The sequence below is a fragment of the Paraburkholderia guartelaensis genome (assembly GCF_004353905.1).
GTDB lineage: Bacteria > Pseudomonadota > Gammaproteobacteria > Burkholderiales > Burkholderiaceae > Paraburkholderia > Paraburkholderia guartelaensis.
The window spans coordinates 16,098-42,734 of record NZ_SMOD01000032.1 but is presented as its reverse complement, the minus strand read 5'-3'; the positions used below and the strand labels follow the sequence as shown (position 1 = coordinate 42,734).

23 protein-coding genes are annotated in these 26,637 nt (G+C 65.9%); 15 read left to right on the top strand and 8 right to left on the bottom strand.

The annotated features are described in order from the left end of the window. Positions 1 to 86 precede the first annotated feature (86 nt). The 4 genes from E1N52_RS31545 to E1N52_RS31530 all read left to right on the top strand — a co-directional run bounded on the left by E1N52_RS31545 (position 87) and on the right by E1N52_RS31530 (position 5,960). Positions 87 to 1,130 (top strand): transporter, encoded by a 1,044-nt coding sequence (locus E1N52_RS31545; protein ID WP_133187330.1) that lies wholly within the window; start codon positions 87 to 89, stop codon positions 1,128 to 1,130. A 77-nt stretch (positions 1,131 to 1,207) separates the two neighbouring features. Then, a complete protein-coding gene (locus E1N52_RS31540) occupies positions 1,208 to 3,100 on the top strand; it encodes a sensor domain-containing diguanylate cyclase (protein WP_246089301.1) in 1,893 nt (630 codons plus the stop codon). 125 nt (positions 3,101 to 3,225) lie between these two features. Continuing rightward, entirely contained in the window at positions 3,226 to 4,836 is a 1,611-nt protein-coding gene (locus tag E1N52_RS31535) for an EAL domain-containing protein (RefSeq protein ID WP_165979484.1), read from the top strand. A 152-nt stretch (positions 4,837 to 4,988) separates the two neighbouring features. Next, entirely contained in the window at positions 4,989 to 5,960 is a 972-nt protein-coding gene (locus E1N52_RS31530; RefSeq protein ID WP_133187250.1) for a sulfonate ABC transporter substrate-binding protein, read from the top strand. A 43-nt stretch (positions 5,961 to 6,003) separates the two neighbouring features. Here the strand turns inward: E1N52_RS31530 and E1N52_RS31525 are convergent, their stop codons facing one another. From E1N52_RS31525 to E1N52_RS31505, 5 genes are all read right to left on the bottom strand, one after another. Next, positions 6,004 to 6,948 (bottom strand): ABC transporter substrate-binding protein, encoded by a 945-nt coding sequence (locus E1N52_RS31525; protein WP_133187248.1) that lies wholly within the window; start codon positions 6,946 to 6,948, stop codon positions 6,004 to 6,006. A 102-nt stretch (positions 6,949 to 7,050) separates the two neighbouring features. Continuing rightward, complete coding sequence (locus E1N52_RS31520; protein ID WP_133187246.1) at positions 7,051 to 8,094, bottom strand: ABC transporter permease subunit; 1,044 nt, start codon at positions 8,092 to 8,094, stop codon at positions 7,051 to 7,053. A gap of 41 nt (positions 8,095 to 8,135) precedes the next feature. Continuing rightward, the gene (locus tag E1N52_RS31515) at positions 8,136 to 9,689 is read right to left on the bottom strand and encodes a sugar ABC transporter ATP-binding protein (RefSeq protein ID WP_133187244.1); all 1,554 of its coding nucleotides are present in this window, start codon (positions 9,687 to 9,689) and stop codon (positions 8,136 to 8,138) included. Beyond that, positions 9,676 to 10,935: an ROK family transcriptional regulator gene (locus E1N52_RS31510; RefSeq protein ID WP_133187242.1), complete on the bottom strand. Its 1,260-nt coding sequence runs from the start codon at positions 10,933 to 10,935 to the stop codon at positions 9,676 to 9,678. Before E1N52_RS31510 ends, E1N52_RS31515 begins: the two co-directional genes overlap by 14 nt. Positions 10,936 to 11,264: 329 nt before the next feature. Next, entirely contained in the window at positions 11,265 to 12,401 is a 1,137-nt protein-coding gene (locus tag E1N52_RS31505; protein ID WP_133187240.1) for an MBL fold metallo-hydrolase, read from the bottom strand. A gap of 88 nt (positions 12,402 to 12,489) precedes the next feature. On the opposite strand from E1N52_RS31505, the gene E1N52_RS31500 reads away from it, so the two are divergent. The 6 genes from E1N52_RS31500 (at position 12,490) to E1N52_RS31475 (ending at position 17,068) form a co-directional block, all read left to right on the top strand. After that, positions 12,490 to 13,107, top strand: a complete 618-nt coding sequence (locus E1N52_RS31500) for a TetR/AcrR family transcriptional regulator (RefSeq protein WP_133187238.1) — start codon at positions 12,490 to 12,492, stop codon at positions 13,105 to 13,107. A 94-nt stretch (positions 13,108 to 13,201) separates the two neighbouring features. Then, positions 13,202 to 13,555 (top strand): YciI family protein, encoded by a 354-nt coding sequence (locus E1N52_RS31495; protein ID WP_133187236.1) that lies wholly within the window; start codon positions 13,202 to 13,204, stop codon positions 13,553 to 13,555. A 151-nt stretch (positions 13,556 to 13,706) separates the two neighbouring features. Next, on the top strand, positions 13,707 to 14,129 hold the full coding sequence (locus E1N52_RS31490; RefSeq protein ID WP_069269061.1) for a YciI family protein: 423 nt from the start codon (positions 13,707 to 13,709) through the stop codon (positions 14,127 to 14,129). A gap of 31 nt (positions 14,130 to 14,160) precedes the next feature. Next, a complete protein-coding gene (locus E1N52_RS31485; protein ID WP_133187234.1) occupies positions 14,161 to 14,583 on the top strand; it encodes a VOC family protein in 423 nt (140 codons plus the stop codon). Further along, entirely contained in the window at positions 14,580 to 15,884 is a 1,305-nt protein-coding gene (locus E1N52_RS31480; protein WP_246089300.1) for an RNA polymerase sigma factor, read from the top strand. Before E1N52_RS31485 ends, E1N52_RS31480 begins: the two co-directional genes overlap by 4 nt. Positions 15,885 to 15,997: 113 nt before the next feature. After that, entirely contained in the window at positions 15,998 to 17,068 is a 1,071-nt protein-coding gene (locus E1N52_RS31475) for a hypothetical protein (RefSeq protein WP_133187232.1), read from the top strand. 15 nt (positions 17,069 to 17,083) lie between these two features. Here the strand turns inward: E1N52_RS31475 and solA are convergent, their stop codons facing one another. The 3 genes from solA to E1N52_RS31460 all read right to left on the bottom strand — a co-directional run bounded on the left by solA (position 17,084) and on the right by E1N52_RS31460 (position 19,958). Beyond that, on the bottom strand, positions 17,084 to 18,241 hold the full coding sequence (gene solA, locus E1N52_RS31470; protein WP_133187230.1) for an N-methyl-L-tryptophan oxidase: 1,158 nt from the start codon (positions 18,239 to 18,241) through the stop codon (positions 17,084 to 17,086). A gap of 134 nt (positions 18,242 to 18,375) precedes the next feature. After that, positions 18,376 to 18,657, bottom strand: coding sequence for a hypothetical protein (locus E1N52_RS31465; protein WP_133187228.1), 282 nt, complete (start codon positions 18,655 to 18,657; stop codon positions 18,376 to 18,378). A 275-nt stretch (positions 18,658 to 18,932) separates the two neighbouring features. Next, positions 18,933 to 19,958, bottom strand: coding sequence for a LacI family DNA-binding transcriptional regulator (locus tag E1N52_RS31460; RefSeq protein WP_133187226.1), 1,026 nt, complete (start codon positions 19,956 to 19,958; stop codon positions 18,933 to 18,935). Between the two features lie 206 nt (positions 19,959 to 20,164). Between E1N52_RS31460 and E1N52_RS31455 the strand changes: the two genes are divergently transcribed. The 5 genes from E1N52_RS31455 to E1N52_RS31435 all read left to right on the top strand — a co-directional run bounded on the left by E1N52_RS31455 (position 20,165) and on the right by E1N52_RS31435 (position 26,592). Then, positions 20,165 to 21,301: an ABC transporter ATP-binding protein gene (locus E1N52_RS31455; protein ID WP_133187224.1), complete on the top strand. Its 1,137-nt coding sequence runs from the start codon at positions 20,165 to 20,167 to the stop codon at positions 21,299 to 21,301. Between the two features lie 112 nt (positions 21,302 to 21,413). Continuing rightward, the gene (locus E1N52_RS31450) at positions 21,414 to 22,679 is read left to right on the top strand and encodes an ABC transporter substrate-binding protein (RefSeq protein WP_133187222.1); all 1,266 of its coding nucleotides are present in this window, start codon (positions 21,414 to 21,416) and stop codon (positions 22,677 to 22,679) included. 67 nt (positions 22,680 to 22,746) lie between these two features. Further along, positions 22,747 to 23,652, top strand: coding sequence for a carbohydrate ABC transporter permease (locus tag E1N52_RS31445; RefSeq protein WP_133187220.1), 906 nt, complete (start codon positions 22,747 to 22,749; stop codon positions 23,650 to 23,652). A 43-nt stretch (positions 23,653 to 23,695) separates the two neighbouring features. Beyond that, positions 23,696 to 24,547 carry a carbohydrate ABC transporter permease gene (locus E1N52_RS31440; protein WP_133187218.1) on the top strand — a complete coding sequence of 284 codons (852 nt, stop codon included), beginning with the start codon at positions 23,696 to 23,698 and terminating at the stop codon, positions 24,545 to 24,547. A gap of 77 nt (positions 24,548 to 24,624) precedes the next feature. After that, the gene (locus E1N52_RS31435; protein ID WP_133187216.1) at positions 24,625 to 26,592 is read left to right on the top strand and encodes a beta-galactosidase; all 1,968 of its coding nucleotides are present in this window, start codon (positions 24,625 to 24,627) and stop codon (positions 26,590 to 26,592) included. Positions 26,593 to 26,637: the final 45 nt, after the last annotated feature.

Sequence of the window (26,637 nt, the reverse complement as noted above, 5' to 3'; positions counted from 1 at the left end):
ACGCGTGTCGGCGCACCGATTCGCGCGCTTGCCTGCAAAAGCACGCGTATGGCATGCTGTGCGCCGATCAACCGGCCATGACGACCATGGATTTCGCTTCGTCCGTCGCAACGTATGGCGCCGACCTGTCGGGCCTCATTTGCGGTTTTCGCTTCACGCCTGGCCAGCCCGGGCAGCCCGTCACGTGCGACGATGTCCTCGAGGCGCTGCGGCGCACGCACGAGAGCGGCGAGCCGCAAGTCGCGCGCGACGACACGTTTTACTGGCTGCACTTCAATCTCGCCCACGCCGCGGCGCAGCCGTGGATGCGCGCGCATCTCGACCTGCCCGACGCCTTCTTCGAGATGCTCGTGGAAGGCTCGCACTCCACGCGTATTGAACACGTCGACAACGGGCTGTTCGCCGTGGTCAATGACGTGATGTTCGATTTTGAACTCACGCCCTCGCAGATCGCGACGCTCTGGTCGTACACGCACGAGCGCATTCTTGTCTCGGCGCGCCTGAAGCCGCTGCGCTCCATCGACCGTCTGCGTGGCTACGTGCGCAGCGGCGAGACGTTCCGCTCGCCGGCCGAACTGCTCATCCACCTGATGCGCGACCAGGCCGACCTCATGGTGGAGATCGTGCGACGCACGAATGTCGACGTCGATCGCGCCGAGGATCAGTTTCTCGCCTTGCGCCGCTCTGCGAGCCGCCACGAACTCGCGGCCATGAGGCGCATTCTGGTGCGCCTGCAACGGATGCTCGCGCCGGAGCCGGGCTCGATTTTCCGTCTGCTCGCGCGCCCGCCGCGCTGGCTCCAGACAGCCGACATGCAGGACCTGCGCGAGGCGACCGAAGAGTTCTCGCTTGTGCTGGGCGACATGGCCGGACTCGTCGAGCGCATCAAGCTCTTGCAGGAAGAGATTGCCGCGCGGCTCGAAGAGCAGAACAACCGCACGCTCTTCACGCTCACGCTCGTCACCGTGCTCGCGCTGCCTATCAACATCGTCGCGGGCTTCTTCGGCATGAACGTCGGTGGCATTCCGCTCGCGGAAAACCGCCACGGCTTCTGGCTCATGGTGGTGCTGGTCGCGACCTTCACGGCGTTGCTGGGATGGTGGGTGTTCCGCCGGCGCGGCGACACCTGAGGTTTGCGGGGTCGCCGGCGGCCTCCCAGACGCGCGCTATATACTAGGCGCTCGAATTTCCTGTTTGAGCGCCTGCCATGACCGTTCCCTCGTCGATGCCCGAGGCCGTGCCGCCCATAAGCAAAGCCGGGTGCGCCGGGGTGCGGGAGCAGGGCGGACCGTTGCGCTCGCACGATCATGCGTTTTCGCTCCCCGCCGGGCACGACGCGGCGGATCCGTTGCTCGACGGCCTGCTGAGGCTCGTCGCGGCGCATTTCGGCGTGGCGGCAGCCTGCGTGGTGCCCGGCGAGGCGCCCGCTGAGCGTGGGCTGGGTGCCGGCGTGGACGAAACGCTCTACGAGGCGCTGCGCGTGCTGGCGCATGGCTGCGGCGCCGGCGAGGCGCGCGAGCCGCTCATCGTGCCCGATATTTCCGAGGATCCCGCCTGGCGCGACGTGCTTGCACACGCAAGCAAGCCGCTTCGTTTCGTGGCAGCGTGGCCCTTGTACGGCGCGCAGGGCGAACACGTGGGCAGCCTCTGCCTGATCGACCCCGCACCGCGCGAACTGGATGCCGCCGGGCGCGCGAGCCTCGGCGACTTTGCGCGTGTGGCGGCCGCGCTGGCCGTGCGGCCCACGCTCACCACGAGCGGCGACATCGCAACTTCCGCCACCGGCGAATCCACGCTCCATACCGAACTCGAAGCGTTGCGCGAGCACGAACGCCTGCTCGCGCATGCCATCGCGGGCAGCGGCACGGGCATCTGGGACCGCGACGTGGTGACGGGCGAGATCCGCTATTCGGTGGGCTGGAAGGCGATACTCGGCTACGCAGACCACGAGCTGACGAGCCGTATCGAAGACAGCTATCTGCGGCTGCATCCTGACGACCGCGACTACGTGAAGGCCGCGATGCAGGCGCATTTCGACGGCCGCACGCCCACTTACGAGGTCGAGCATCGCATTCGCTGCAAAGATGGCCGCTACAAATGGATCTGCAGCCGCGGCAAGGTGATGAGCCGTGACGCGCACGGGCGGGCGCTGCGCATGATCGGCACGACCACGGACATCACCTCGATGCGCGAGATGGCCGAGCGTTTGCGCGAGAGCGCGGCGCTCATCACGAACCTCACGAACGAAGTGCCGGGCCTCGTGTTCCAGCGCCGCCAGTTGCCCGGCGGCCGCGCGTTCTTCTCCTATGCGAGCGCGGGCATTGCCGAGATCTACGAACTCACACCTGAGCAGGCCGCGCACGACACGGCGTGCATCGACGCGCTGATTCATCCCGACGATCTCGACGCATGGCGCGACTCGTTCGAACTCTCCGCGGCGAACCTCACGCCGTGGCATCTGGAGTTTCGCGTGCTGCTGCCGCAGCAGGGCCTGCGCTGGCGCCAGGGCGACGCGAGGCCGCAGCGGCTCGCAGACGGCACGACGGTCTGGCATGGCTTCATCACGGACGCCACCGAGCGCAAGCGCATCGAAGCCGAACTGCAGGAATTCGCGAGCACCGACGGTCTCACACGTCTGGCCAACCGCCGTCATTTCATGGCGCGCGTCGAGGCGCAACTGACACAGGTGCGGCGCGGCGGCGCGGGCGCGGCCGTGATGATGTGCGACCTCGATCACTTCAAGTCGATCAACGACCGCTGGGGCCACGCAATCGGCGACGACGTGCTGCGCCATTTCGCCGAGATCCTGCGCACGCAGTTGCGCACGGGCGATATGGCAGGGCGCATCGGCGGAGAGGAGTTTGCGATTCTGCTCGCGGCTGCCGACCTCGAAGGCGCGCAAAGCGTCGCGCGGCGCATTCAGGAGCACTTCGCGGCGCAGCCGCTCGGCGTCGACGGCGATGTGGTCGCGCTGACCGTGAGCATCGGCATCACGCTCATGAATGCGGCCGACATGAGCGCCGAAGGCGCGCTCACGCGCAGCGACTTCGCGCTCTACCGCGCGAAAAAGGGCGGCCGCAACCGCATCGAATGCGCATAAAGTGCGTTCACGTTAGCTGACGTTTGCGTGCGCCGGGCACTGCGCGCGCCCGCTGCCAGCGCGTTGGTGTATGTTGGCGTCATACCGTAGCCGCCCTCCATGACGGCCCTGGTGCGGAGGACGCCTTGCCCGAAGTCTCGCCCAACCCCGGCGCGGTCCGCTCGCGAGTCTCGCGTTTGCTCGTGCTGCTGGTCGTGGCGCTGATTCCGATCCTGCTGTGTGTGGTGCTCGGGCGTTACGAGGCCGAGCGCATCGCACAGCGCGAGGCGAATCTCGCTTCCGCATTTATCGTCGGGCAGGTGGTCTCGATCGTCGAGACGGCGCAGAGCGCGGCGCGCACATTCGGGCCGCGTGCGAACGAAGCGTGCAATACGCTCTCGCCGGATCTCACGCGCAAGGCCGCCGCCGTGCCCTATGTGCGCACGCTCAACATCCTTTACGAAGGCCGTATCGCCTGCTCGTCGGCGTACTCGCAACAGGCTGTCCCCGATGGCGGCTGGCTCAACGGCAGCGTGCCGGCCTCGAAGGACGAATGGCTCCTGATCGTCAACGACACGCCGATGGTGCGCAACCGCCCCTCGCTGCTGGTTGGCGTTGCGGGTGAAGCAGGGCGCGCGGTCGTGGCCGTGGTGGACGTGCAGTATCTGATGGACCTGCTGCATGGCGCGGCGCCGCTCACGGTGTTTCGCCAGGCCGAGCTGAGGGTGGGCGAGGGCAGCGTATTGCGCGAAGCCATGGCGCTCGTGAACGTGCGCGGCGCACCGTTGCTGGCCGATGTGCAAAAGCCCATGTCGGGCACCATGATCGAATTGAAGATCTACGGGCGGCCCGAGCGCATTCTCGAATATTGGCGCGGCCTGCTGCTGCGCTATATGCCGTGGGCGGTTGCCTTCTCCGCGTGGCTCGTCTGGCTCGTGCGCCGCTTGCAGCAAAGCGGGCAGTCGCGCCGCGAACAACTGCTGCGAGCGATTCGTGCGAATGAATTCCATGTCGAATACCAGCCGCTCTACGGCGTGGAGACAGGGCGGTGCGAGGGCGTGGAGGCGTTACTGCGCTGGGTGCGGCCAGGCAAAGGCGCGATTCGTCCGGACGAGTTCATTCAGGTGGCCGAAGAAGAGCACGTGATCGTGCCGCTCACGCAGCATCTGCTGAAGCTCATCGAGCGCGACGTCGCGACGTGGGACGTCGCGTCGGGCTTTCACCTTGGCGTCAACTTCGCGCCCGAGCATCTGTCGGGCGTACAGCTCGTGAGCGACGTGCAGGCGCTACGGGCGGCTGTTGCGCCGCGCGGCGCGACGATCACGCTGGAGATCACGGAGCGCACGCTGGTGCGCAATACCGAGCAGGCGCGCAGCAATCTCGTGGCCTTGCGGCGCGAAGGCGTGAAGGTCGCCATCGACGACTTTGGCATGGGCTATTGCTCGCTCTCGTATCTCGAGAAATTTCCGTTCGATATCCTGAAGATCGATCGCGGCTTCGTGCTGACGATCGACTCGGAAGGCAGCAAGGCGGCCGTGCTCGACGCCATTATCGATCTCGCGCATAGCCTTGGCGCGCGGCTCGTGGCCGAGGGGGTGGAAACGCAGGTGCAACGCGACTATCTGTGTGCGCGCGGCGTCACCTATATCCAGGGATTTTTCTATGCGAGGCCCATGCCTTCGGAGGCGTTCGTGCGCTGGTATCGCGCGAATGGGGCGCATATGTCGCCGAATCCGCACATGACGGCCGGCACATAGGGCGTGCGCGTTGCACGCCCGCGTATTCCTGCCGGCGTGATTTGCTTAGCGCGAAACATCGGTTCTGCGAACGCGTGCGGCCCGGTAGCATCAACGCTTCGATGGCTGCGCCGTGTGGGTGCATGCCCCATGCCAACACGGAAGCGCTGAAGATGACTCGCCCCACGCCGCCCAGGCCCTATACCCGCCGCCATTTCCTCGCCACGCTGGGCGCAACGCTCGGCAGCGCTGCGCTGCCCGCCACCGCGTTCGCGAAATATCAGCCCGACCAGTTCCGTATTGGCTATCAGAAGGCGGCGAGCACGCTCGTGCTGCTCAAGGCCAACGGCACGCTCGAAACGCGCCTGGCTCCGCTCGGCATCAAGGTGTCGTGGACCGAATTCCCGGCCGGACCGCAATTGCTCGAAGGCCTGAACGTGGGCGCGATCGACTTTGGCTATGTGGGTGAAGCGCCGCCCGTGTTTGCCCAGGCCGCGGGCGCGGATTTCGTCTATACGGCGTATGAGTTGCCCACGCCGCACGCGGAAGGTGTGGTGGTGGCGAAGAACTCGCCGATCCGTGATGTGGCAGGACTGAAGGGCAAGAAAATCGGCCTGAATCGCGGCTCGGACGTGCACTGGTTTCTCGTCGCGCTGCTGCAAAAGCAGGGCCTTTCGATCGGCGACGTGCAGCCTGTGTATCTGGCGCCCGCCGACGCGCGCGCGGCGCTGCAAAGCGGCGCCATCGATGCGTGGGCGATCTGGGACCCGTTCCTTGCGGCCGTCGAATCGCAGGACGGCGCACGCTTGCTTGCCGATGCAAGCGGCGTGGCGAGCCATCATCAATTCTTCTTGAGCCAGCGCGAATTCGCGCAAAACCGCAAGGACGCGTTGGCGATTGCGCTGGATGAACTCGGCAAAACGGGGCAATGGGTGCGCGCCAATACGGCGGCCGCGGCCGCGAAACTCTCGCCAATCCAGGGCCTGGACGCGGCGACAATCCAGACCGGCCTCACGCACTACGCGCATGAATACCGGCCTATCGACGCCGCCGTGATCGCGCAGCAGCAGAAGATCGCGGATACGTTCTACGACCTGAAAATCATTCCGCGCCGCGTGGTGACGAAGGACGCCGTGCTCGCCTGAACGCGCGAGCACGGGCGCCCCGTGCTCAGATAACGCCTGGCGCTTAGTGCTGCGACGACCAGCCCTTGTAGCTGCCCACGTTGTCGCGCGTGACGAGTTGCGGCGTCATTTCGATCATCGGGTTGGCGGGCTTCTTGCCGTTCATGATGTCGTAGCCCACCTGCACCGCCGTTTGCGCCATCTTCCACGGGTCCTGGCTCGCCGAGGCCTGCACCAGCGTATCGGTCTTGAGCGCCGTTTCGATATCAGGCGCGCCGTCCACCGACGTAATCACGATGTTGCTGCGATGCAGCTGCTTCGCCGCAAGGTCGCTGCCAATGGCCTGCGGATCGTTGATGGCAAACACGCCGGCAATCTTCGGGAAACGCGTGAGGTAGCCCTGCATCACGTTCATGCCGCCTTCGCGCGAGCCCTTGCCGTCCTGATCGTCGGAGAGAATCTTGATGCCGGGCGTCTTGGAGAGCACCTGCTTGCAGCCGTTCACGCGGTCGATTACGGCCGAGACCTGCGGCCCGTTCTGGATGATCACGTTGCCGGTGTTGTTGATCTTCTTCGCGAGGTATTCGCACGAAATCTCGCCGGCCTTCACGTTGTCGGTCTGCACGGTGGCGTCGGCGCCCGCGGCGGCCACGTCCACGGCCATCACCACGATACCGGCCGCCTGCGCCTTCTTCACCGCGGGCAGGATCGCCTTCGGATCGGTCGCGTTCAGAAGGATCATGTCCACGTGCGCCGAAATGAAGTTGTCGATCTGCGTGAACTGCTTGTTGAGGTCGTAGTCGGCGGAAACGGCCGTGACCTTGGCATTCGGGTTGATCTGTTTGGCCTTCGCTTCCGCACCCTGAACGATCGTCACGAAGTAGGGGTTGCCGAGCGAACCCACGGTAATGCCGATCGACTTGAGCTGCTTGTCGGCGGCATGCGCGCCTTGCAGTGCGAAGCCGAGCGTGAGGGCGACAGCGGCGAGAGCGGCTTTCTTCTTGAACATGAGGTTGTCTCCTGAGGGGTCCTGTTTGGGTGATTTCCCGGCGAGCGCAGCAGGACCGCCTGCGCTCGCAATTGTTTCCGGCTGATGCATGTCCGATGCTGCTTACGTGCGGGCCGAGCCGCGCTGGCGGTAGCGGTCGAGCGCCACGGCGCCGACGATCACGAGGCCCTTGATGATGTACTGCCAGATGTCCGAGACGCCGAGCAGAACGAGACCATTGGTCAGGACTGCGATGATGAGCGCACCGATCAGCGTGCCGATGATCGAGCCCACGCCGCCCACGAAGCTCGTGCCGCCCAGAATCACTGCGGCGATCGCGTCGAGTTCGTAGGACTGGCCCAGTTGCAGGCCGTTGGCTGCGTAGAGACGGGCCGCCGACATCACCGCGCCGAGACCTGCGAGCAGGCCCGACACGGCATAGACGAACATTTCGATGCCCCACACCTTGATGCCCGAGAGGCGCGCCGCTTCCGGGTTGCCGCCCACCGAGTAGATGCGCAGGCCGAGCACGGTACGGCGCAGCACGAACCACGAGCCGGCCACCACCACGAGCGCGATGATCACGAGCCAGGGCACGCCGAGCACCGTGCCGTTGCCGATGAACGCGAACGACAGCTGCGGGTTGAAGATCGTGGTGTCGTGACCCATGAGGCGCGCAATGCCGCGCACCGCCGTGAGCGAGCCGAGCGTGACGATGAACGGCGGCAGGCGCAGGAGCGCGATGAGCGCGCCGTTGATGAGGCCGAAGCCGAGGCCCACCGCGAGCGCCATCGGTACGCCGACCCAGCCCCAGCCCGCGAAGTTCGAGCCGATCATGGCGGCCATGGCGGCGGCGGCCAGCACCGAGCCCACCGAGAGGTCGATGCCGCCCGTGAGAATCACGAAGGTCATACCGGCGGCGAGCACGATGTTGATCGACGCCTGCTGCGTGACGATCGAAAGATTCTCCAACGTAAAGAAGCCATCGTTGAGCAGACCGAAGCCGATACACAGCAGCACCAGTACCGGCAGCATGCCGGCGGTGCGCACGAGCGACTTCATGCGCTGGCGATGACCGTCCACCGCGACGCTGCGTGCGGGTTGAGCGCCTTGCGCGGGCTGTGTGGGCGAGGCCGCGACACCGTGCCGGGGAAGAATGCTTTTCATGTCGTACTCCTGAGGGACGTTTCTTGCGTATGCGGTGAAGGTCAAGCGGCTTCGTCGAGCGGGTGCTGCGAGCCTGTGGCGAGTTCGATGATTGCTTCCTGGGTGATGGGCTTGCCGGTGTAGCCGCCCAGCTCGCCGGCGAACAAGCCTTCGCGCATGACGAGTACGCGGTCGGCCACGCCGATAATTTCGGGCAGCTCGCTCGAAATCACGATGATGCCCACGCCGGTTTTGGCGAGGTCGTTGATGATGCGGTAGATCTCGGACTTCGCGCCGATATCGACGCCGCGTGTGGGCTCGTCGAGAATCAGCACGCGCGGCTTCGTTTCCAGCAGTCGCGAAAGCAGCACCTTCTGCTGGTTGCCGCCCGAGAGCGCGCCCACGTTCACGCGCGCGTTCGGTACGCGAATGGAGAGCGAGCGTATGGCTTCCTTCGCACGCTCGCCGCCGCGCGCGAGGTCGAGCACGCCCATGCGCGCGTCGCGCCCGGCCACGGCGACGTTGATGTTGTCGCGCACGCTCATGTCGAGAAAGAGGCCCTGATGCTTGCGGTCTTCGGTAAGGTAGACGAGGCCCGCATTGATCGCGTCGCGCGGCGTGTGCACGTTGAGCGTCTTGCCGTCGATGGCGATCTCGCCGCGCACGCGCGGCTCCGCGCCGAAGATGAGGCGCGCAAGCTCGGTGCGGCCCGCGCCCACGAGGCCCGCAACGCCGAGCACTTCGCCTGCATGCAGGTCGAGGCTGCAGCCGCGTACGCGCTTGTCGTCGGCCACGTCGCGCACGGTGAGCACAGCCTTGCCCGGATCGTAAGGCGCGTGCGCTTTTTTGTAGAAGCCCGAAATATCGCGGCCCACCATCATGCTCACGAGGCTTTCCGCGTTGAGCGCGTCGCGCATGAGCGTGCCCACGTAGCTGCCGTCGCGCAGCACGGAAACGCGGTCGGAGAGTTCGTAGACCTCGGCCATCCGGTGGCTGATGTAGATGATCGCAAGCCCTTCGTCGCGCAACTGGTTGATGAGCTTGAAAAGGCGCTCCGTTTCGCGCGAGGAAAGCGGCGTGGTGGGCTCGTCCATCACGATGATGCGCGCGTCGCTGTGTACGGCGCGTGCGATTTCCACGAGCTGACGCTCAGCGATGGAGAGCGAGCCCACCAGCGTGGTGGGCCCGAAGCTCGCGCCGAGGCGCTTGAGCACGTCTTCGCAGCCGCGCTCCATGGCGCGCCGGTCGACCGTGCCGAAGCGGCGGCCGCCCTTGCGCAGTTCGCGGCCCGCATGAATGTTCTCGGCAACGGAGAGATTGGGCGCGAGGCTCAGTTCCTGATAGATCACGGCCACGCCCAACTCGCGCGACGCATGCGGCCCGTCGATCACGACCGGCTTGCCTTCGATGAGAATCTCACCGCCGGGGTCGGCCTGGTAGGCGCCCGAGAGAATCTTCATCAGCGTGGACTTGCCCGCGCCGTTCTCGCCCATGAGCGAGTGGACCTCGCCGGGGTAGACGGTGAGGCGCACGTTGTCGAGTGCGCGCACGCCGGGGAAGGTCTTGGTGATGCCCCGCATTTCCAGCAGCGGCGGCGTGGACTCAGAGGGCGACATGGCTCTCCTCCTGCGCTTGTGCGTAAGTTTGTGCGCCGGCACCCATGAGGATGCCCGCGCGCGGCGAAAAGTTGAAGAACATGGGGAGCGTGGCTGCGCCGAGCGCCCCCGCATCGGGACCGAAAGTGCCGCGCACCAGAGCGGGCGTGCCGCGCGCCTCGGGCGCGGTAGCGGCGACTGCGAGGCGCAGGCGCTGCATGAGCGTGTCGATCAGGCCCGCGTCCACGTCGGCGTCGAGCACCACGGCCGGCACATCGAGCACGCAGAACGCCGAGCGCAGCGCGGGCGCGAGCGCATCGATGCAGTCGTCGAGCCATTCCTGCACGCCGGGGTGGCCGCGCGCGATGCACGCTTCCAGGTCGGCGCGGCTGTCGATCGTCTCGCCGCAATACTGCAGATGGCGGCGCAGCGCGATGAGCGAGGCGCGCGAAAGCAGGATGTCCCACTGGCCCGGCGGCTTATGCGCCGAGGGCAGGCGGCTCGGCGGCACGGGCATCACTGCGAAATCGCCCGCGTTGCCGGTGAGGCCGCGCACACAGTCGCCGTCGATGGCGATGCCGCCGCCGATCGCCGGGCCGAGAAACAGGTAGAGGAAGTCGTCGCGCTGGCGCCCGCAACCGTAGAAGATCTCGGCGATGGCGGCTGCGTTGCCGTCGTTTTCGCTGAACACGGGCAGCGCCGTGGCGCGGGCCAGTTCGCCCGCGAAGTCCACGTCGTTCCACACGCGGAAGGTGTCGGCAGGCAGGCCCAGTTCGCGCAGCCAGCTGCCGAGGTTGTACGGCTGCGCCACGCCGATGCCGGCGAGGCGGCTGCGTTCCTCGGTTGTGAGGAGCCCTAATAGCTCGGCGATGTCGCGCTGCACGATCTCCTGCGCGACCGAGGGTTGCGGCAGCAGCATGTCGCGCGAGCGGCGCTCGATCATCTGGCCCGCGAAATCCACGAGCACGGTTTCGATGTTGGTCCGGTCGAGCCGCACGCCGATGGCGAACGCGCCGCGTGGCGAGAGGCGCAACAGCGAGGCGGGCTGGCCGCGCTGACCGTCGCGGCGGCCGCTCACCTCGATCAGGCCGTTGGCCGTGAGCGACGTGATGATGGTGCCCACCGCGGTGCTCGTGAGATTCGCGAGACGCGCGAGATCGGCCTTCGACGCCTCGCCCGCGCGACGCAGCGCCTGCAGCAGCAGGCGTTCGTTGAAGCGGCGGACGTTGGCGGAATTGCTGCCCTGACCGACATGCGGACTTCTCACGTGTCTCCTCCTGTCGATCCGGAGTTGGCGCTTTAGCGCTGACTCCGGTCCCATGCAAAGCAAAAGAGAGGGTCGGCCTGGAACTGCGTGACCGACTAAATAAATCAAGTTGATTTATTTAATGCCAGAAATCGGGGGCTGTCAGCCTGGGGAAATCCCGTTAAGGGTAATGGGGCGTGATAAGCGGGACGGACGCGATGCGCGCCTTGATGCAAAAGCTTAGGAGACTTTTGCGCAGAAGGGGAAGAAGCGGGGAACGAGCAGCCGGCGTGCCCGCGCGCGTTCGTGTGGCGCGCGGGCGGCAGGGGATGAGGGAGCGGGACAGCGTGTTACGAGCGCACTTCGCTCGCGTCACGGCAAGCGAACAAACGGCGCGCCGACCAGGGCCGCCTGGTGCTTTCTGCGCTTTCCGCCACCTCACGCCACCAGCGCTCCCCCCGATGCGGCTCGGCCAGATCGAGCCGCTCGCCGATGCGCGGCGTGGAGAGCGTCACGCCGCGCGCGAGCGCGAGCCCGGTCACGCGCTCGAACGGATCCTGCCAGCGATGCATCGCGAGATCGAACGTGCCGTTGTGAATCGGGACGAGCCACTCGCCGCGCAAATCCACGTGCGCCTGCACCGTTTCTTCGGGCTGCATGTGGACGTAGGGCCATTGCGGGTCGTACGCGCCGGTCTCGATGAAGGTCGCGTCGAACGGGCCGAGGCGTTCACCAATGGTGCGAAAGCCGTCGAAGTAGCCGGTGTCGCCGCTGAAGAACACGCGCAGGTCGGCGTCGGCGATCACCCACGACGCCCACAGCGTGCTGTTGCCGTCGAACAGGCTGCGCCCCGAGAAATGCTGCGCGGGCGTGGCGGTGAACTCGATGCCCTCGACACTCGCGCCTTGCCACCAGTCGAACTGGCGCACCTTCGCACCGTCGATGCCCCATTCGATCAACCGATCGCCCACGCCAAGCGGCGTGAGAAACACGCCCGTCGTGGCGGCGAGCGCGAGCACGGTTTCGCGGTCGAGGTGGTCGTAATGGTCGTGCGAGAGGATCACGCCGCGCAACGGCGGCAGGTCGGCAAGCGCGATGGGCGGCGCGTGAAAGCGCTTGGGCCCGAGGTGCCGGAACGGCGAGGCGCGCTCCGCGAAAACCGGGTCGGTGAGCCAGAACTGGCCGCGCAGCTTGAAGAGCAGCGTGGAATGGCCGAGCCGGTAGACGCTGCGGTCGGGCGCAGCCTCGAGCTGTTCGCGCGTGAGCGCCTGAACGGGCAGCGAGCCGGCGGGCACGGTGCCGCCCGGCTTGTGGAAGATCATGTTCCACATGATCTTCAGCGTCTTGCCGATCCCCTCGGCCGGGCGCGGACGCACGTTGCGAAAGCGCTCGCCGTCGTGTTGCGGCGAGGTGGACGAGAGCTCGCGGCCGCGTTGTGCGGCGCTCAGGCCCAAGGTACGGCTCAGCGATGCGAAAGGCGAGGTCATGTCGGCGGCTGCCTTTGGAAACAGGAAGTAGACTGCACAGTGTAGTTTATTCTGGCGAAAAGTAAACTGTCTGGTGTAAGATTTGGGAATGGATTGCATCCCCGCCACCCCTCAGCGCCTGACCGACCGCAAGCGCGCCGCCATCGTCGCGGCGGCCATCGACGAATTTCTGGCCTCCGGATTCGACGCCACGAGCATGGACCGTATTGCGGCGCGCGCGAGCGTCTCGAAACGCACGGTCTACAACCATTTCCCGAGCAAGGAGGCGCTGTTCGCGTCGATCCTGTGTCAGCTCTGGGATGCGAGCGCGACCGCCGATGCGCCGACCTACCGCGCCGGCGAACCGCTGCGCGCGCAGCTCGTCGAGTTGCTGATGCGCAAGCTGCGGCTCCTGAGCGATGAAGCGTTTTTCAAGCTTGCGCGCGTGGCGATCGCGGCGGGTATCCACTCGCCCGAGCGCGCCCGCGACATGGTGGCCCGCATTGGCGAGCGCGAAGAGGACGTCACGGTCTGGGTGCGCGCCGCCGCCGCCGATGGCCGCCTGAAAACGACCGACCCGGCATTCGCCTCGCAGCAACTGCATGGCGTCGTGAAGGCATTCGCCTTCTGGCCGCAGGTCGCGATGGGCCAGCCCCCGCTCGACGAGGCGCAGCAACGCCAGATCGCCGAGTCCTCCGCCGATCTCTTCCTCGCGCGCTACGCGTGAGCGTCCGAAAGCGCGCCTGGTCGCGACGCGCAACGGTTCATCTGGAATAGACTCTTGCCTTTCAGGATCGCAGGCTGACTGAGAGGACACGTTCATGCCATTCATGCTGCTCATCGCCGAGCCGCGCGGCCAGCGCGAGACGCGCGCGCAATCCGAAGGCGAGGCGCTCTACGCACGCATGGTCGAGTTCGCGGATGAACTCGCCGCCGAGGGCAAGCTGATCGACGCGCACGCGCTCACCTCCGACACCAGCGGCGCACGCGTGCAGGTGCGCGAAGGCCGTACGAGCATCGTCGACGGCCCGTTCGCCGAGGCGAAGGAGATGATCGGCGGCTTTTTCCTTGTCGATTGCGCAACGCGCGACGAGGCACTGGCCATCGCGCGGCGCTGTCCCGCGGCGCAATGGGCGAGCGTTGAGGTGCGCGAAACCGGTCCGTGTTTCCGCTGAGGCGGCGCTTCACCAGGTACTTTCCCCAGGCACGTAAAAAATTTCGCTGTCGTTTGTCGATTTCCGCGCGCCCCGCGCGTCGTGTTCATGAGCGCACCCAAGGGTGCCGCTTGCTTCGAGTGTCCCCAAACATCACATTCAGGAGAAGGCAATGCGATTCATGATCATGGTGCGCGCCAACGCGCTGACCGAAGCGGGCGAGCCGCCCGACGACGTGGAAGTTTTCGCCGAGATGGCCCGCTATCACGAGGAGCTGGCGAAGGCCGGCGTGCTGCTCGACGCCTCGGGCCTCCAACCCAGCTCGCGTGGCTTTCGCGTGCACTACACGAACGGCAAGCCCACGATCCTTGACGGTCCGTTTGCCGAAACGAAGGAGCTAATCGCCGGCTATACGCTGATCCAGGTCCGCTCGCGCGACGAAGCGCTCGAATGGGCGCGCCGGTTCCCGTCGCCCTTCGGCAAGCACACCGAGGGCGAGGTCGAAGTGCGGCAACTCTATGAACTCGACGAACTTCCGCAGTGCGAGGGCGTCGAGAGTTTTCGCCAGCTGCAGGAACAACGTAAGGCATCCTGAGCATTTGCTCGATCACCGTGAGGCTCCAAACATGCATAAGCACATCTTCGTCAATCTGGGCGTGCGCGACCTCAAGCGCTCGATGGACTTCTTTGGCCACCTCGGCTTCAAGTTCGACCCAAAATTCACCAATGACCAGGCCGCCTGCATGGTGCTGGGCGAGAACATGTACGCCATGCTGCTCACCCTCGATTTCATGCGCGGCTTCACCGACAAGGCGCTCGTGGACGCACGCGAAAGCACCGAAGTGCTGACCTGCCTCTCGTGCGTGTCGCGCGAGGAAGTGGACGGGCTCGTCGACAAGGCGCTCGCGGCGGGCGGCACGTCGAAGCGTCCGCCGATGGAGTGCGGCACCGACATGTACGGCCGCAGCTTCGAAGACCCCGATGGCCACATCTGGGAACTGATGTACATGTCGCCGGCGGCGGTCGAAAAGGGCGCGCACGGCTCGTGACGCAAGCGCGCGACCCTCACGACCCATTCACGGCAACGCGCCGCGCGGTCGAGGCCGTGTGGCGCATCGAGTCGGCGAAGGTGATCGCCCACGCCGCGCGCATCGTGCGCGACGTGGGTGTGGCCGAGGAAATCGCGCAGGACGCGTTCGTCGCCGCGCTCGAAGGCTGGCCCGCGAGCGGCATTCCCGACAACCCCGGAGCGTGGCTCATGACCGCCGCGAAACATCGCGCGCTCGACCGGCTGCGTCGCGCGGCCTCGCATGCCCGCGCGCACGAGGCGATGGGAGCGGATCTCGAAGCGCTCGAAGCGCACTTCGCGCCCGACTTCGTGGAGGCGCTCGACGCCGCGCGCGAGGACGAGATCGGCGACGATTTGCTGCGGCTCGTGTTCGTGGCGTGCCATCCCGTGCTGCCGAAGGAGGGGCGCGCCGCGCTCACGCTGCGTCTGCTGGGCGGCCTCACCACGGCTGAGATCGCGCGTGCGTTCCTCGTGCCCGAGGCAACCGTCGCGCAGCGCATCGTGCGGGCCAAGCGCACGCTCGCGGCGGCGAAAGTCCCCTTCGAAGTGCCGCGCCTCGCCGACCTCGAACCCCGGCTTGCTTCGGTGTTCGAAGTGATTTATCTGATCTTCAACGAAGGCTACACGGCCACGGCGGGCCCGGACTGGACGCGCCCCGCGCTGTGCGAAGAAGCGCTGCGCCTTGGCCGCATGCTGGCGGAACTCGTTCCGCTAGAGGGCGAGGCGCACGGCCTCGTTGCGTTGATGGAACTGCAGGCTTCACGCCTGCCCGCACGTGTGGACCGGGCAGGGCGCGCCGTGCTGCTCGCCGACCAGGACCGTAGCCGCTGGGACGCGCTATTGATTCGGCGCGGGCTTGCCGCGATCGCGCGCGGCGCGGCCTGCGCGGGTACGCCGGGCCCGTACGCGCTGCAGGCGGCGCTCGCGGCTTGCCACGCGCGCGCCCCGAGCGCGGCGCAGACCGACTGGGCGCAGATCGTCTCGATCTACGACGCGCTGCTGAAACTCGACGCCTCGCCCGTCGTGCGTCTGAATCGCGCCGTGGCGGTGGGCATGGCACAAGGGCCGCAAGCGGCGCTCGATCTCGTCGATGCGCTGTGTGCGGAACCCGCGCTGCGCCACTATCCGTGGCTGCCGGCCGCACGCGGCGACCTGCTCGAAAAGCTGGCGCGCCGTGCCGAAGCGCGTGCGGAATTCGAGCGCGCAGCGGCGCTCACGCAAAACGCGCGCGACCGCGAAGTGCTGCTGGCGCGTGCGCAATCGTGCGTGCCGCGCGCTTGAGGGAGCCATCGCCGGAAGGGTCACGCTTGCGCTTCTGAAATATCGGGGCACAACGTTTGCTACCAGTGCGCGCGAACCCACTCACTTTGCGCGGCCCGCTGCGCAGGCTTCCGATGATTTCAAAAGCGACGATTCTGGCGGTTTCGTGCTCGGCCTTGCTGGGCACGGCGTGTGTGCATCTCGGCCCGACGCGCTTGCGCGCCGATCAGGTCGACTACGCAAGAGCGCTCGGCGATGCAAAAAAGCGTGGAATACTCGCGGCGGTGGTCGGATTGCGCTACGGCGACGCGCCGGCCTTTCTCACGGTAAGTTCGATCATCGCCGCGTATCAATTCGATTCCACGGCGGGCGCCACAGGCAATATCGGCTCGGGCGCGCAGCCGAACTACGCGCTTGCGACCGGTAATATCTCCTGGTCGAATCGCCCGACTTTCACGTTCACGCCAACCACGGGCGAGGCGTTCGCCTCGGCTTACATCCGGCCGCTCGCGCCGGAACTCATGATGCCGCTCGCCGAAGGCGGCATGCCGGTCGATCTGCTGCTGCGTATCGGCGCGCAATCGATCGGCGGGCTGCAGAACGGCAGCGCGCTAGGCGGAGAGGGCAGCGCGGGCTCGGCGGGTTTCTTCCAGTTGCTTCAGACGCTACGGCGCCTGCAACTGGAGGGGGAACTGAACGTGGAGTCGCGCAGCGAAAACGGCAAGACCAGGGTGTTTCTCGCGCTCGGCGCGACGAATAGCGCGCAGTCGCCGCAGGTTTCGGCGGACCTGGCGCGGGTGCGCGAACTGCTCCATCTCGCGGCGGACACGCGCACTTACGAGATCGTCTACGGACCCTCGGCGCAGAGCGGCAATCGCATTCCGATGGTGACGCGCTCGGTGCTCGGCATCCTCACGGATATCGGCGCGCAGGTGCAGGTGCCGGACGCCCAGGTGCAGAGCGGCGCGACGAAACCGACTGTCGGGCTCATTGGGGGCGAAACGCGGCCGATCATCATCGTGCACCAGGGGCCCAAGGCGCCCGCGGACGCCTACGTTGCGATCGAGTACGACGGCACGGCGTATTGGGTAGAACGCTCCGACTTCGACTCGAAATACGCGTTCACGGTGCTGCAAAACCTCATGGCGCTCGCGGAAGCCGAGACGAGCAGCAAGGCGCCGGTCGTGACGATTCCCGCGAACTAGGCTTGAGCCGTCTCGCTACGCAAAGCGCTTGCGCGCGAACATCCCAAGGTCGATGCGGCTTTCGCCCTGCGTGATCCGCTCGGCCAGGGCCTCGCCGATCGCGCTGGCGAACTTGAAACCGTGTCCGGAAAAGCCGGTTGCGATGTGCACATTCGGGCAGGTGGGCACGCGGTCGATAATGAAATGCTCGTCCGGCGTCATGTCGTATTCGCAGGCACGGCCCACGCGCAGCCTGCCCGCGCCCGGCAAGTAGCGTTCCAGGAAGGCTTGCAGATCGCCGAGATCGGTTGGCTGGGTGCCGAATGGCGCGAGTGGCGCGTCCGCAGCGACGGGCTCGCCGGTGTCGTGGCGGCCCAGTTTCAGGCCGCTGCCGTCGAGATCGGGAAACCCGTAAAATCCGCCCACTTCCGAGGCGACGAAAAAGCCCGGGAAGCGCTCCGGCGCAAAGAGCCCGGGCTCGCACTCGAACCACGCGAAACTCTTGCGCACGCGCGTGACCGGCACGTCGAGGCCTAGTGGCGAAAGCAGACCGCGAGTCGATTTGCCGGCGCACACGATCAGGTCTCGCGCGGTGAACTTTTCGTCGTTGTCGGTCCAGACGTTGACGCTCTCCCGCCCATGGCACTCGATGCGCGCGACGCGCGTATTCGTGCCCAGCGTGGCGCCGAGCGCGATCGCGAGCTGGCGGTACGCGCTGATCGCGCGCTCGCAATACAGCACGCCCGCACCGGGTTCGAAGTTCGCGATCTGCTCTGGCCGCAGCCGCCACGCGGGCCAGCGTTTGCCGGCAGTGGCTGAGTCGAGCGTTTCCAGCGGGATGCCGTAGCGGGCGGCGCTCGCCTGCACCTCGCGCAGGAACGTGTCGTCGGGCGAGCCGATATTGACGACGCCCGTGCGCACAAAAAGGGCCGTTTGCGCTTGCTGCTCGAGGTCTTCCCAAAGCTGCTGGGCGCGCAAGGCGAGCGGCACGTAGGCGGCGCCTTCGCCGTAGGCGTGGCGAATGAGGCGCGTACCGCCGTGATGCGCACCCTGATCGTGAGGCGGATCGCCGGCGTCGAGCAGGAGGACCTTGTTGCCGAGACGGCTCAGATAATAGCCGGCCGCCATGCCCATCGAACCCGCACCGACGATGAGCGTGTCGAAATGTCGATTGCTTGCGTTTGTGTCCTGCATGGATGCCCCGTGCGCGCCGCGGCGCGCGAACGTGAGCGCGCCCGGTCCCGCAGATCGGGACGGGCGCGCCGTAAAGGGCATTCATTGTCGGCGCTTCGCGGGCGCCTGTCGAGCGAGGCCGGGCGCGTGCCGGATCAGGTCCGTTTGTGCGGCGGCAGGCTGAGGAGGGCGTCGCGCTCGAGCTTGTCGAGCAGGCCGACAATGCGGCTGCGCTGAGTTGCAACCAGATCGTAGGTTTCGGCTACGGCGCGCAGGCGCTTGCGCCAATAGGCGTAGTCGAAGCCCTTCACGGCGGCGTCGCCGTTGTGGGCGTAGTGCTGCACCATGCGTTCGACGTGGTCGAGTTGCGTATCGGCCAGCGCCGCCGGCAGAAGTCCCGAGGCCTTCTGAGGCGTCGGTTTGGCTAGGGTGCTCATGTTTTTTTCGGTTCTCTCAGGTCGCCTTTACGGCTGCACGGCCCCGGATCGGCGCGTTCCTGGCACATGAAATGCCGCGCACGGCTTGCCTAAACTCCCCCGGCAGGCAAAGCAATGCGGAATGCGCGAATTCGGACCATCCATCGACAGGCCAGCCGCCGCCAAGCGGGCAGATTCGCCTCGTCGTCGCACAAATCTAGCGCGCTTTTTCGGGGCGGCTTGACCGTGCGTCTCAATATTTGGCGCCGTGGCGGTTTCGCCACGCTGCCTGCGCGTCAGGCCCGCGCGCGCCGCCTGCGCGGCCCCGTGGACATGCGCGTGACAAGCTCGGGCGGCGGCCCGAGCACCATGGGCGGCTGCTGGTCCGGTTCGTCGATCAGCCGGATCAGGCTGCGGATCGACAGTTCGGCCACGGCCTCGGTCTGGATCGCGACCGTGGTGAGCGCGGGGCGCATCTGATGGGCGAGCTGAATGTCGGTGATGCCGATCACCGACACATCGTCGGGCACGGCGCGCCCCATGCTGACCAGCGCCTGAATCGCGCCGATCGCAAGCAGGTCGTTGGTCGCGAAGATCGCGCTCACGCGCGGGTGTCGCGCGAGCAATTCCTGGCAGGCCGCGTAGCCGGAGTCGATCGAATCGCGTACCTGCATCTGCGCCACGTTCGCGGGATCCACGCCGCCTTCGCGTAGAGCCGTTCGGAATCCTTCCGAACGCGCATCCTGCAAGCCGCCGCAGCCGTCGCCGATCAGCATGGCGATATTTCGGTGTCCCAACTCAAGCAGATGCTGCGCCGCGAGTGCGCCTGCGCGCGCGAAGTCAACGGCCACGCATGGCAACACGGGCGGGTTCTCTGGGTGCTCCCACATCGCCAGCAGAATGGGGCCGTTGTGCATGGCCGAGATGCACAGTTCGTTCATGGCGATGTCGGTGTTCATCACGAGCACGCCGTCCGCGAAAGTGCCCGCGATCTGGTTCAGGTAGGCGCGGCCGATTTGCGCGTCGTCGTCGGTGTTGCAGACCATGAGGAAGTGGCCCGCCTTGCGCGCGGCGCGCTCGGCCGCGAGCACGAACTCGGGATAGAACGGGTTGGAGATGTTCGAGAGCATGAGCGCGAGCGTGGACGAGCGCCCCTGCGCGAGCGCGCGCGCATTGAGGTTGGGCCGGTAGCCCAGTTCGGCGATGGCCTGCAGTACGCGCTCGGCCGTCTCGGGGCGAACCTTCTCGCGGTTGCGCAGCACGTTCGAAACGGTAGCCGCCGTGACGCGTGCGCGCCGCGCGACTTCTGACAAGGTGACCATGTCGGACCTTTCCCACATTCAGGGAAGATGATTCAAATGTTGCAATGCTGCGGCCGGGTTTGCTACTTTTCTCCCACAACATCAACGGAGACAACGAATGCGCGATTATGCCGGATTCGAATTTAAGCGGTTAAATGCCCGCTGCGCAAGGGCTGTGGGAAGTTTTCTGCATAAAAATTTAAGCGCTTAAATTTCGAGGCGAGAACATGGCGACGATACAGCTCTCGGGCGTCGGCAAGCGCTACGGCGATCATCCGCCGGTGGTGCGGCGTGTCGATCTCGACATTGGGCATCATGAGTTTTGCGTGTTCCTCGGGCCTTCCGGCTGCGGCAAGTCCACGCTGCTGCGCATGATCGCGGGCCTCGAAGAATTGAGCGAAGGCGAACTGCGCATCGGTTCGCGCGTGGTGACGGACGTGCCCGCCGCCGAGCGCGGCGTGGCGATGGTGTTCCAGAGCTACGCGCTCTTTCCGCACATGACGGTGTTCGAGAACATCGCGTTCGGCCTGAAGATCGCCAAGGTGCCGAAAGCGGAGATCGAGCGGCGCGTGCGCGACGCCGCGCGTAGCCTGCAACTGGAAGCGCTGCTCGACCGGCATCCCAAGGCGCTATCGGGCGGACAGCGGCAGCGCGTCGCCATCGGCCGCGCGATCGTGCGCGAGCCCGGCGTGTTCCTGTTCGACGAGCCGCTTTCCAATCTCGACGCCGCGTTGCGCAGCCATACGCGCATCGAGATCGCGCGCCTGCACCAGCGCTTCACGGATGCGAGCGTCGTGTACGTCACGCACGACCAGGTCGAGGCGATGACGCTCGCCGACCGCATCGTGCTGCTGCACGCGGGCGCCGACATGGAGCGCCACGGCAGCGTGGCGCAAAGCGGCGCGCCGCTCGATCTCTATCACCACCCGAAGTCACGCTTCGTGGCCGGGTTCATCGGCTCGCCGCGCATGAACTTCATCGACGCGAGTGTCGACTCGGTGGATGAAGAGGGCGTGCGCGTCACGCTCGAAGGCGGGCAGACGCTGTTAGCCTGCGTCGACGGCCGCACATTGCAGCGCGGCCAGCCGGTCACGCTGGGCGTGCGGCCCGAGCATCTGCGGCTGACTGGCGACGATCAATCGATTGCGTGCGCAACGGTCCTCGCCGAGCGCCTGGGCGAACATAGCTATCTGCATGCGGATCATGCGGCTGGCACACTGGTCGCCAAAGCGCCGGGAGATTCGCTTATCGGTGTGGGCGAACGCATCCGTGTGCATGTGCCGCCGCAGGCGTGCCATCTGTTCGACGCCGAAGGCGCGGCGTTGCGCCGGCTCGCGGCAGCGCATGCGCCGGCGCTGGCCTGATTTCGTTATACCCCGCCGGTAGAGCGGGTCACCAGGTCTGGCGGCGCGGGTGCCGTCAGTCGACAAAGGCAGTCCAACAGCATGTTGGATGGATCGACACAGGAGACAACAGATGTTTTCCAATCGCATGAAAACGTTCGGTTCGCTGGCCCGCGCCTCGGCCGCCGTTGCGATCGCTGCGGCGACGGCGTTCGCGAGCATCGCCGCCAACGCCGGGACGCTCACCGTCAACGTCTCGGCGCGCGCCAACCAGCGCTCGACATGGCAAGACGCCTTCGACCAGTTCAAGAAAGCCAATCCCGACGTCGACCTCAAGGTCTCCTATATCACCGAGGAAGCCTACAAGGTGCAGATGGGCGGCTGGCTCGCGACCGATCCGCCCGATGTGGTGTCGTGGCACGACGGCGAGCGCATGGCCTATTACGCCGAGCGCGGCCTGCTGGAAGACCTTTCGCCGGACTGGGCAAAGAACGGCTGGAACGAGCAGTATGCGTCGGTGAAGAGCGCATCCACATGGAACGGCAAGCAGTATGCCGCGCCGCTGGGCTATGACGCCTATGGCTTCTTCTATCGCAAGGACCTGTTCGCGAAGGCCGGCATCAATTCGGAGCCGAAGACCTTCGACGAATTGCTGGAAAGCTGCAAGAAGCTCAACGCCATTGGCGTCGCGCCCATTGCCGTGGCCGCGCGCGACAGCTGGACGCTCGCTGCCTGGTTCGACTATCTCGACCTGCGCATCAACGGCAACGAGTTCCATCAGAAGTTGATGGCCGGTCAGATTCCCTATACCGACCCGCGCGTGAAGAAGGTCTACACGACGTGGAAGACGCTGATGGACAACCATTGCTTCATGGAGAACGCGCTTTCCTACGACGTGGATTCGATCGCGCCGGTGCTCGTGAACGGCAAGGCGGCAATGATGCTGATGGGCACGTTCTTCTCGGCGAGCTTCCCTGAGAACATGAAACAGAACGTGGGCTTTTTCCGCTTCCCGATCATCGACGCCAATGTGCCGACGGCCGAAGACGGTCCCGTGAACGTGCTGCTCATTCCGGCGAAGGCCAAGAACAAGGCCGACGCGCGCCGGTTGCTCGCCTTCATGGAAACGCCCGCGATCAACGCCGAACTCGCGCACGGCTGGGGCCAGCTGCCTTCGAACAACAAGGCGGCCGAGCCTGACGATCCCATCTCCAAGGTGGGCTTCCAGACGCTCGCGAGCACGAGCGGCGGTATTGCGCAGTTCTACGACCGCGACATGCAGAAGGAAATGGCAGACGAAGGCATGAAGGCCATGCAGCAGTTCTACAGCGATCCGTCGCAGCTCGATACGCTGCTTGCGCGCCTCGAAACGACGCGTCAGCGCATCTATCACAAGTAAAGCCGCGGTGCGGCCGGCGCATTGCGCCGCCGGCCGCACCTTCTTCGATCACCGGCGAGACTTCACCATGTCCGATACCTTGGCGCGCCCCATCGGGGCGGCGCGGCCGCGTCGCGTCTCTACTGTGCGGCGGCAGCAGAATCGTGCCGCGCTGTTTTTCCTGCTACCGGGCTGCGCGCTCTTCACGCTGTGCGTGGTCTACCCGATCTTCAGCAGCATCACGCTCAGCTTCTATAACTGGGACGGGATGACCGCGAAGACATTCGTCGGTCTCGCCAACTACGTCGAGCTGTTCCAGACCGACACGTTCTATACCGCGCTCAAGAACAATCTGTTGTGGCTCGTGTTCTTCCTGCTCGCGCCGCCGCTCGGTCTCGTGTTCGCACTTTATCTGAACCAGCACGTGCGCGGCATACGGGCCGTGAAGTCGCTGTTCTTCGCGCCGTTCGTGCTCTCGGGCGTGGTGGTGGGCCTCGTGTTCTCGTGGTTCTACGATCCGACCTTCGGCTTGCTCAAGATGATCGTCGGCCATGGCATTCCCGTGCTGGGTGACCCTAAGCTCGTGACGTTCGGCATTATCTTCGCCGCACTCTGGCCGCAAACGCCGTTCTGCATGATCCTGTATCTCACGGGACTCACGGGTATCAACCCGGAGATCGTGGAAGCCGCGCGCATGGAAGGCGCGAAGGGCTGGCGGCTCTTCTGGCACGTGGTGCTCCCGCAGCTTCGCCCTGCCACGTTCATGGCCATCGTGCTCACGGTGATCGGCGCGTTGCGCAGCTTCGACCTCATCGCCGTGATGAGCGGCGGCGGCCCCTTCGACAGCTCCACCGTGCTCGCGTACTTCATGTACGACCAGGCGATCAAATACTACCGAGAAGGCTATTCGGCGGCGATTGCCGTCGTGCTGTTCGCCATCATGCTCGTTTATATCGTGTTCCATTTGCGCCGCATGCTGCGCGAAGAACGCTGAATTTTCCGTCGCTTTCTCGTCGCTGTTCACGGAGTCGCTGCCCATGTATCCGCTTCCCGTCGATCGCTGGAAACCCGCGAATCGCGCGCTCTACAAGATCTCGTTGCCCATTGCGCTCGTCATCTGGCTGCTGCCCATGCTCGCCGTGCTCGTCACGTCGATCCGGTCCACCGAGGAACTGCAGCAGGGCGACTACTGGGGCTGGCCGAAGCACTTCGCGCTGCTGGAAAACTACGGTGCGGCGCTCACGCAGACGCCGATGCTCCATTACTTCGCGAACAGCGTGCTGATCACGGTGCCTTCGGTGATCGGCGCCATCGCGCTGGCTTCGATGGCGGGCTTCGCGCTCTCCACGTATCGGTTTCGCGGCAACACGGCGGTGCTGTTCGCCTTCGTCGCAGGGAATTTCGTGCCGATCCAGATTCTCATGATCCCGGTGCGCGACATGGCGCTGCGCGTGGGGCTCTACAACACCGTGTGGGCGCTCATCATCTTTCACGTGTCGTTTCAGACCGGATTCTGCACGCTGTTCCTGCGCAATTTCATCAAGCAGCTGCCGTTCGAGCTGATCGAGGCCGCGCGCGTGGAAGGCGCGAGCGAGTGGGCCATTTACTGGCGCATCGTCATGCCGCTCGTGCGGCCGGCGCTCGCCGCGCTCGGCATTCTCGTCTTCACGTTCGTCTGGAACGACTACTTCTGGGCGCTGTGTCTCACCCAGGGCGACGACGCCGCGCCGATCACGGTGGGCGTAGCGGCGCTCAAGGGACAGTGGACCACGGCGTGGAACCTCGTGGCTGCGGGCTCGGTGCTTGCGGCGCTCCCTTCGGTACTGATGTTCTTCGCCATGCAGAAACACTTTGTCGCGGGGCTTACCTTCGGCGCGAGCAAGGGCTGAGCGAGCCCGGCCGCAGCCGAAGGCCCTTTTTTATCTCATTCGTATTACTGATGTTATTCCGAGGCGGATTGTCACTCATGCAAATCGGTGTCTGCTACTACCCCGAACAATGGCCGCACACGATGTGGGCGGACGACGCGCGCCGCATGGCCGAACTCGGCATTACGCACGTGCGCATTGGCGAGTTCGCCTGGAGCCGCATGGAGCCGCGCGCAGGCGTTTATGAGTGGGCCTGGCTCGACGACGCGATCGAAACGCTCGCGGCTCGCGGCCTGAAGATCGTGCTCGGCACGCCCACGGCCTCGCCGCCGAAGTGGCTCGTCGACGCGACGCCCGACATGCTCCCTGTGCGCGCCGACGGCACGCCATGGAACTACGGCTCGCGCCGCCACTACGACATTGCAAGCGAAGCCTACCGCGCGCATTGCGTACGCATTACGGAGGCGATGGCGCAGCGCTACGGCGCGCATTCCGCCGTGGTCGCATGGCAGACCGACAACGAACTGGGCTGCCACGACACCGTGCCGAGCTGGTCGAGCGCCGCGCAGCGCCGCTTCCAGACGTGGCTCGCGAAGCGCTACGACACGATCGAGGCGCTCAACGAGGCATGGGGCAACGTGTTCTGGAGCATGGAGTACCCGTCGTTCGAAGCGGTGGGGCTGCCCGTGCGCACGCCGACCGACGCCAACCCGGCGCATCATCTGGACTTTCGCCGCTACATGTCGGACGAAGTCGCGAGCTTTCATCTCGAGCAGGCGGAAGTGCTGCGCCGCCACGCGCCGAATGCCGACGTGTTGCACAACTTCATGGGCTTTTTCACGACCTTCGATCACTACCGGTTCGCAGCGGACAAGGCCATCGATGTGGCGACGTGGGACAGCTACCCGATTGCGCGCACCGAAGTGATCGGGTTGCCGGAAGCGCAAAAGGCTCGCTACGCGCGCACCGCGCACCCCGACGTCTCGTCATTCGATCACGACCGTTACCGTACGATCGGCGGCGGACGCTTCTGGGTGATGGAGCAGCAGGCGGGGCCGGTGAACTGGGCGCCATGGAACCCGGTGCCCGCGCCGGGCATGGTGCGTCTGTGGGCCTACGAAGCGTTTGCGCACGGCGCGGAACTCGTGTCGTATTTCCGCTGGCGGCAATGCCCGTATGCACAGGAGCAGATGCATTCAGGCCTCAATCTGCCGAATAACGAGCTTTCCCCCGGTGGCCGAGAGGTGGAGCAGGCCGCACGAGAGATCGCGGCGAGCGACGTGTTGCGCACGCTCGCGCCGGCGGGGCGTGCCCAGGTGGCGCTCGTATTCGACTACGAGACGCAGTGGATGTTCGAGATCCAGCGCCACGGCGCGAGCTTCGACTATCAGACGCTCGCGTTCGACTACTACAGCGCGCTGCGCGAACTCGGCCTCGATGTCGAAATCGTTTCGCGGCACGCGGATCTTTCGGCGTACCGGCTCGTGGTGGTGCCGTCGCTGGCTGTGATCGATGACGCCTTTGTCGATCAGATCGAGCGCAGCGATGGGCTCTGGGTGTTCGGGCCGCGCAGCGGCTCAAAGACCGCGCACTTCGCCGTTCCCGGCGACCTGCCGCCCGGCGCTTTGCAGCGCGTGCTGCCGTTACAGGTGCTCGAGGCGGAATCGCTGCGGCCCACGCTCGCGCCAGCGGTCACGATAGGCGGCGTGCAGGGCGAGGCACTGCATTGGCGCGATCACGTGCGCGCCAACGGCGCCACGCGCGTTCAAGCGCAATTCGAAGACGGCTGGCCGGCGTTGCTCTCGCATGGCCGTGTGCGTTACGCCGCTGCGTGGTTTTCGCGCGACTTGCATCTCGCCATGCTCGACGAAGCCGCGCGCGGCGCGGGCCTCGAAACGCAGCGCTTGCCGGAAGGCTTGCGCGTGAGCCGACGCGGTGGACTATGCTTCGCCTTCAACTTTGGCGAGCAGCGTACGCAGGCGCCGGCCCCTGCAGGGGCGCAGTTCGTGCTGGGAACGCGCGAGCTTGCGCGAGGCGACGTGTGCGCGTGGCGCGAAGTTCGCTGAGCCGCGGCTAGCCTGAGCGCGTGTTCCGCGTCGCGCGACGCACGC

Excerpts from the sequence above, each read along its gene's own strand:
- E1N52_RS31545 (WP_133187330.1), top strand. The coding sequence starts at position 87 with ATGGATTTCGCTTCGTCCGTCGCAACGTATGGCGCCGACCTGTCGGGC.
- E1N52_RS31540 (WP_246089301.1), top strand. The coding sequence starts at position 1,208 with ATGACCGTTCCCTCGTCGATGCCCGAGGCCGTGCCGCCCATAAGCAAA.
- E1N52_RS31475 (WP_133187232.1), top strand. The coding sequence starts at position 15,998 with ATGATTTCAAAAGCGACGATTCTGGCGGTTTCGTGCTCGGCCTTGCTG.
- E1N52_RS31530 (WP_133187250.1), top strand. The coding sequence starts at position 4,989 with ATGACTCGCCCCACGCCGCCCAGGCCCTATACCCGCCGCCATTTCCTC.
- solA (WP_133187230.1), bottom strand. The coding sequence starts at position 18,241 with ATGCAGGACACAAACGCAAGCAATCGACATTTCGACACGCTCATCGTC.
- E1N52_RS31445 (WP_133187220.1), top strand. The coding sequence starts at position 22,747 with ATGTCCGATACCTTGGCGCGCCCCATCGGGGCGGCGCGGCCGCGTCGC.
- E1N52_RS31515 (WP_133187244.1), bottom strand. The coding sequence starts at position 9,689 with ATGTCGCCCTCTGAGTCCACGCCGCCGCTGCTGGAAATGCGGGGCATC.
- E1N52_RS31520 (WP_133187246.1), bottom strand. The coding sequence starts at position 8,094 with ATGAAAAGCATTCTTCCCCGGCACGGTGTCGCGGCCTCGCCCACACAG.
- E1N52_RS31490 (WP_069269061.1), top strand. The coding sequence starts at position 13,707 with ATGCGATTCATGATCATGGTGCGCGCCAACGCGCTGACCGAAGCGGGC.
- E1N52_RS31505 (WP_133187240.1), bottom strand. The coding sequence starts at position 12,401 with ATGACCTCGCCTTTCGCATCGCTGAGCCGTACCTTGGGCCTGAGCGCC.
- E1N52_RS31435 (WP_133187216.1), top strand. The coding sequence starts at position 24,625 with ATGCAAATCGGTGTCTGCTACTACCCCGAACAATGGCCGCACACGATG.
- E1N52_RS31450 (WP_133187222.1), top strand. The coding sequence starts at position 21,414 with ATGTTTTCCAATCGCATGAAAACGTTCGGTTCGCTGGCCCGCGCCTCG.
- E1N52_RS31455 (WP_133187224.1), top strand. The coding sequence starts at position 20,165 with ATGGCGACGATACAGCTCTCGGGCGTCGGCAAGCGCTACGGCGATCAT.
- E1N52_RS31495 (WP_133187236.1), top strand. The coding sequence starts at position 13,202 with ATGCCATTCATGCTGCTCATCGCCGAGCCGCGCGGCCAGCGCGAGACG.
- E1N52_RS31525 (WP_133187248.1), bottom strand. The coding sequence starts at position 6,948 with ATGTTCAAGAAGAAAGCCGCTCTCGCCGCTGTCGCCCTCACGCTCGGC.
- E1N52_RS31460 (WP_133187226.1), bottom strand. The coding sequence starts at position 19,958 with ATGGTCACCTTGTCAGAAGTCGCGCGGCGCGCACGCGTCACGGCGGCT.
- E1N52_RS31465 (WP_133187228.1), bottom strand. The coding sequence starts at position 18,657 with ATGAGCACCCTAGCCAAACCGACGCCTCAGAAGGCCTCGGGACTTCTG.
- E1N52_RS31485 (WP_133187234.1), top strand. The coding sequence starts at position 14,161 with ATGCATAAGCACATCTTCGTCAATCTGGGCGTGCGCGACCTCAAGCGC.
- E1N52_RS31440 (WP_133187218.1), top strand. The coding sequence starts at position 23,696 with ATGTATCCGCTTCCCGTCGATCGCTGGAAACCCGCGAATCGCGCGCTC.
- E1N52_RS31500 (WP_133187238.1), top strand. The coding sequence starts at position 12,490 with ATGGATTGCATCCCCGCCACCCCTCAGCGCCTGACCGACCGCAAGCGC.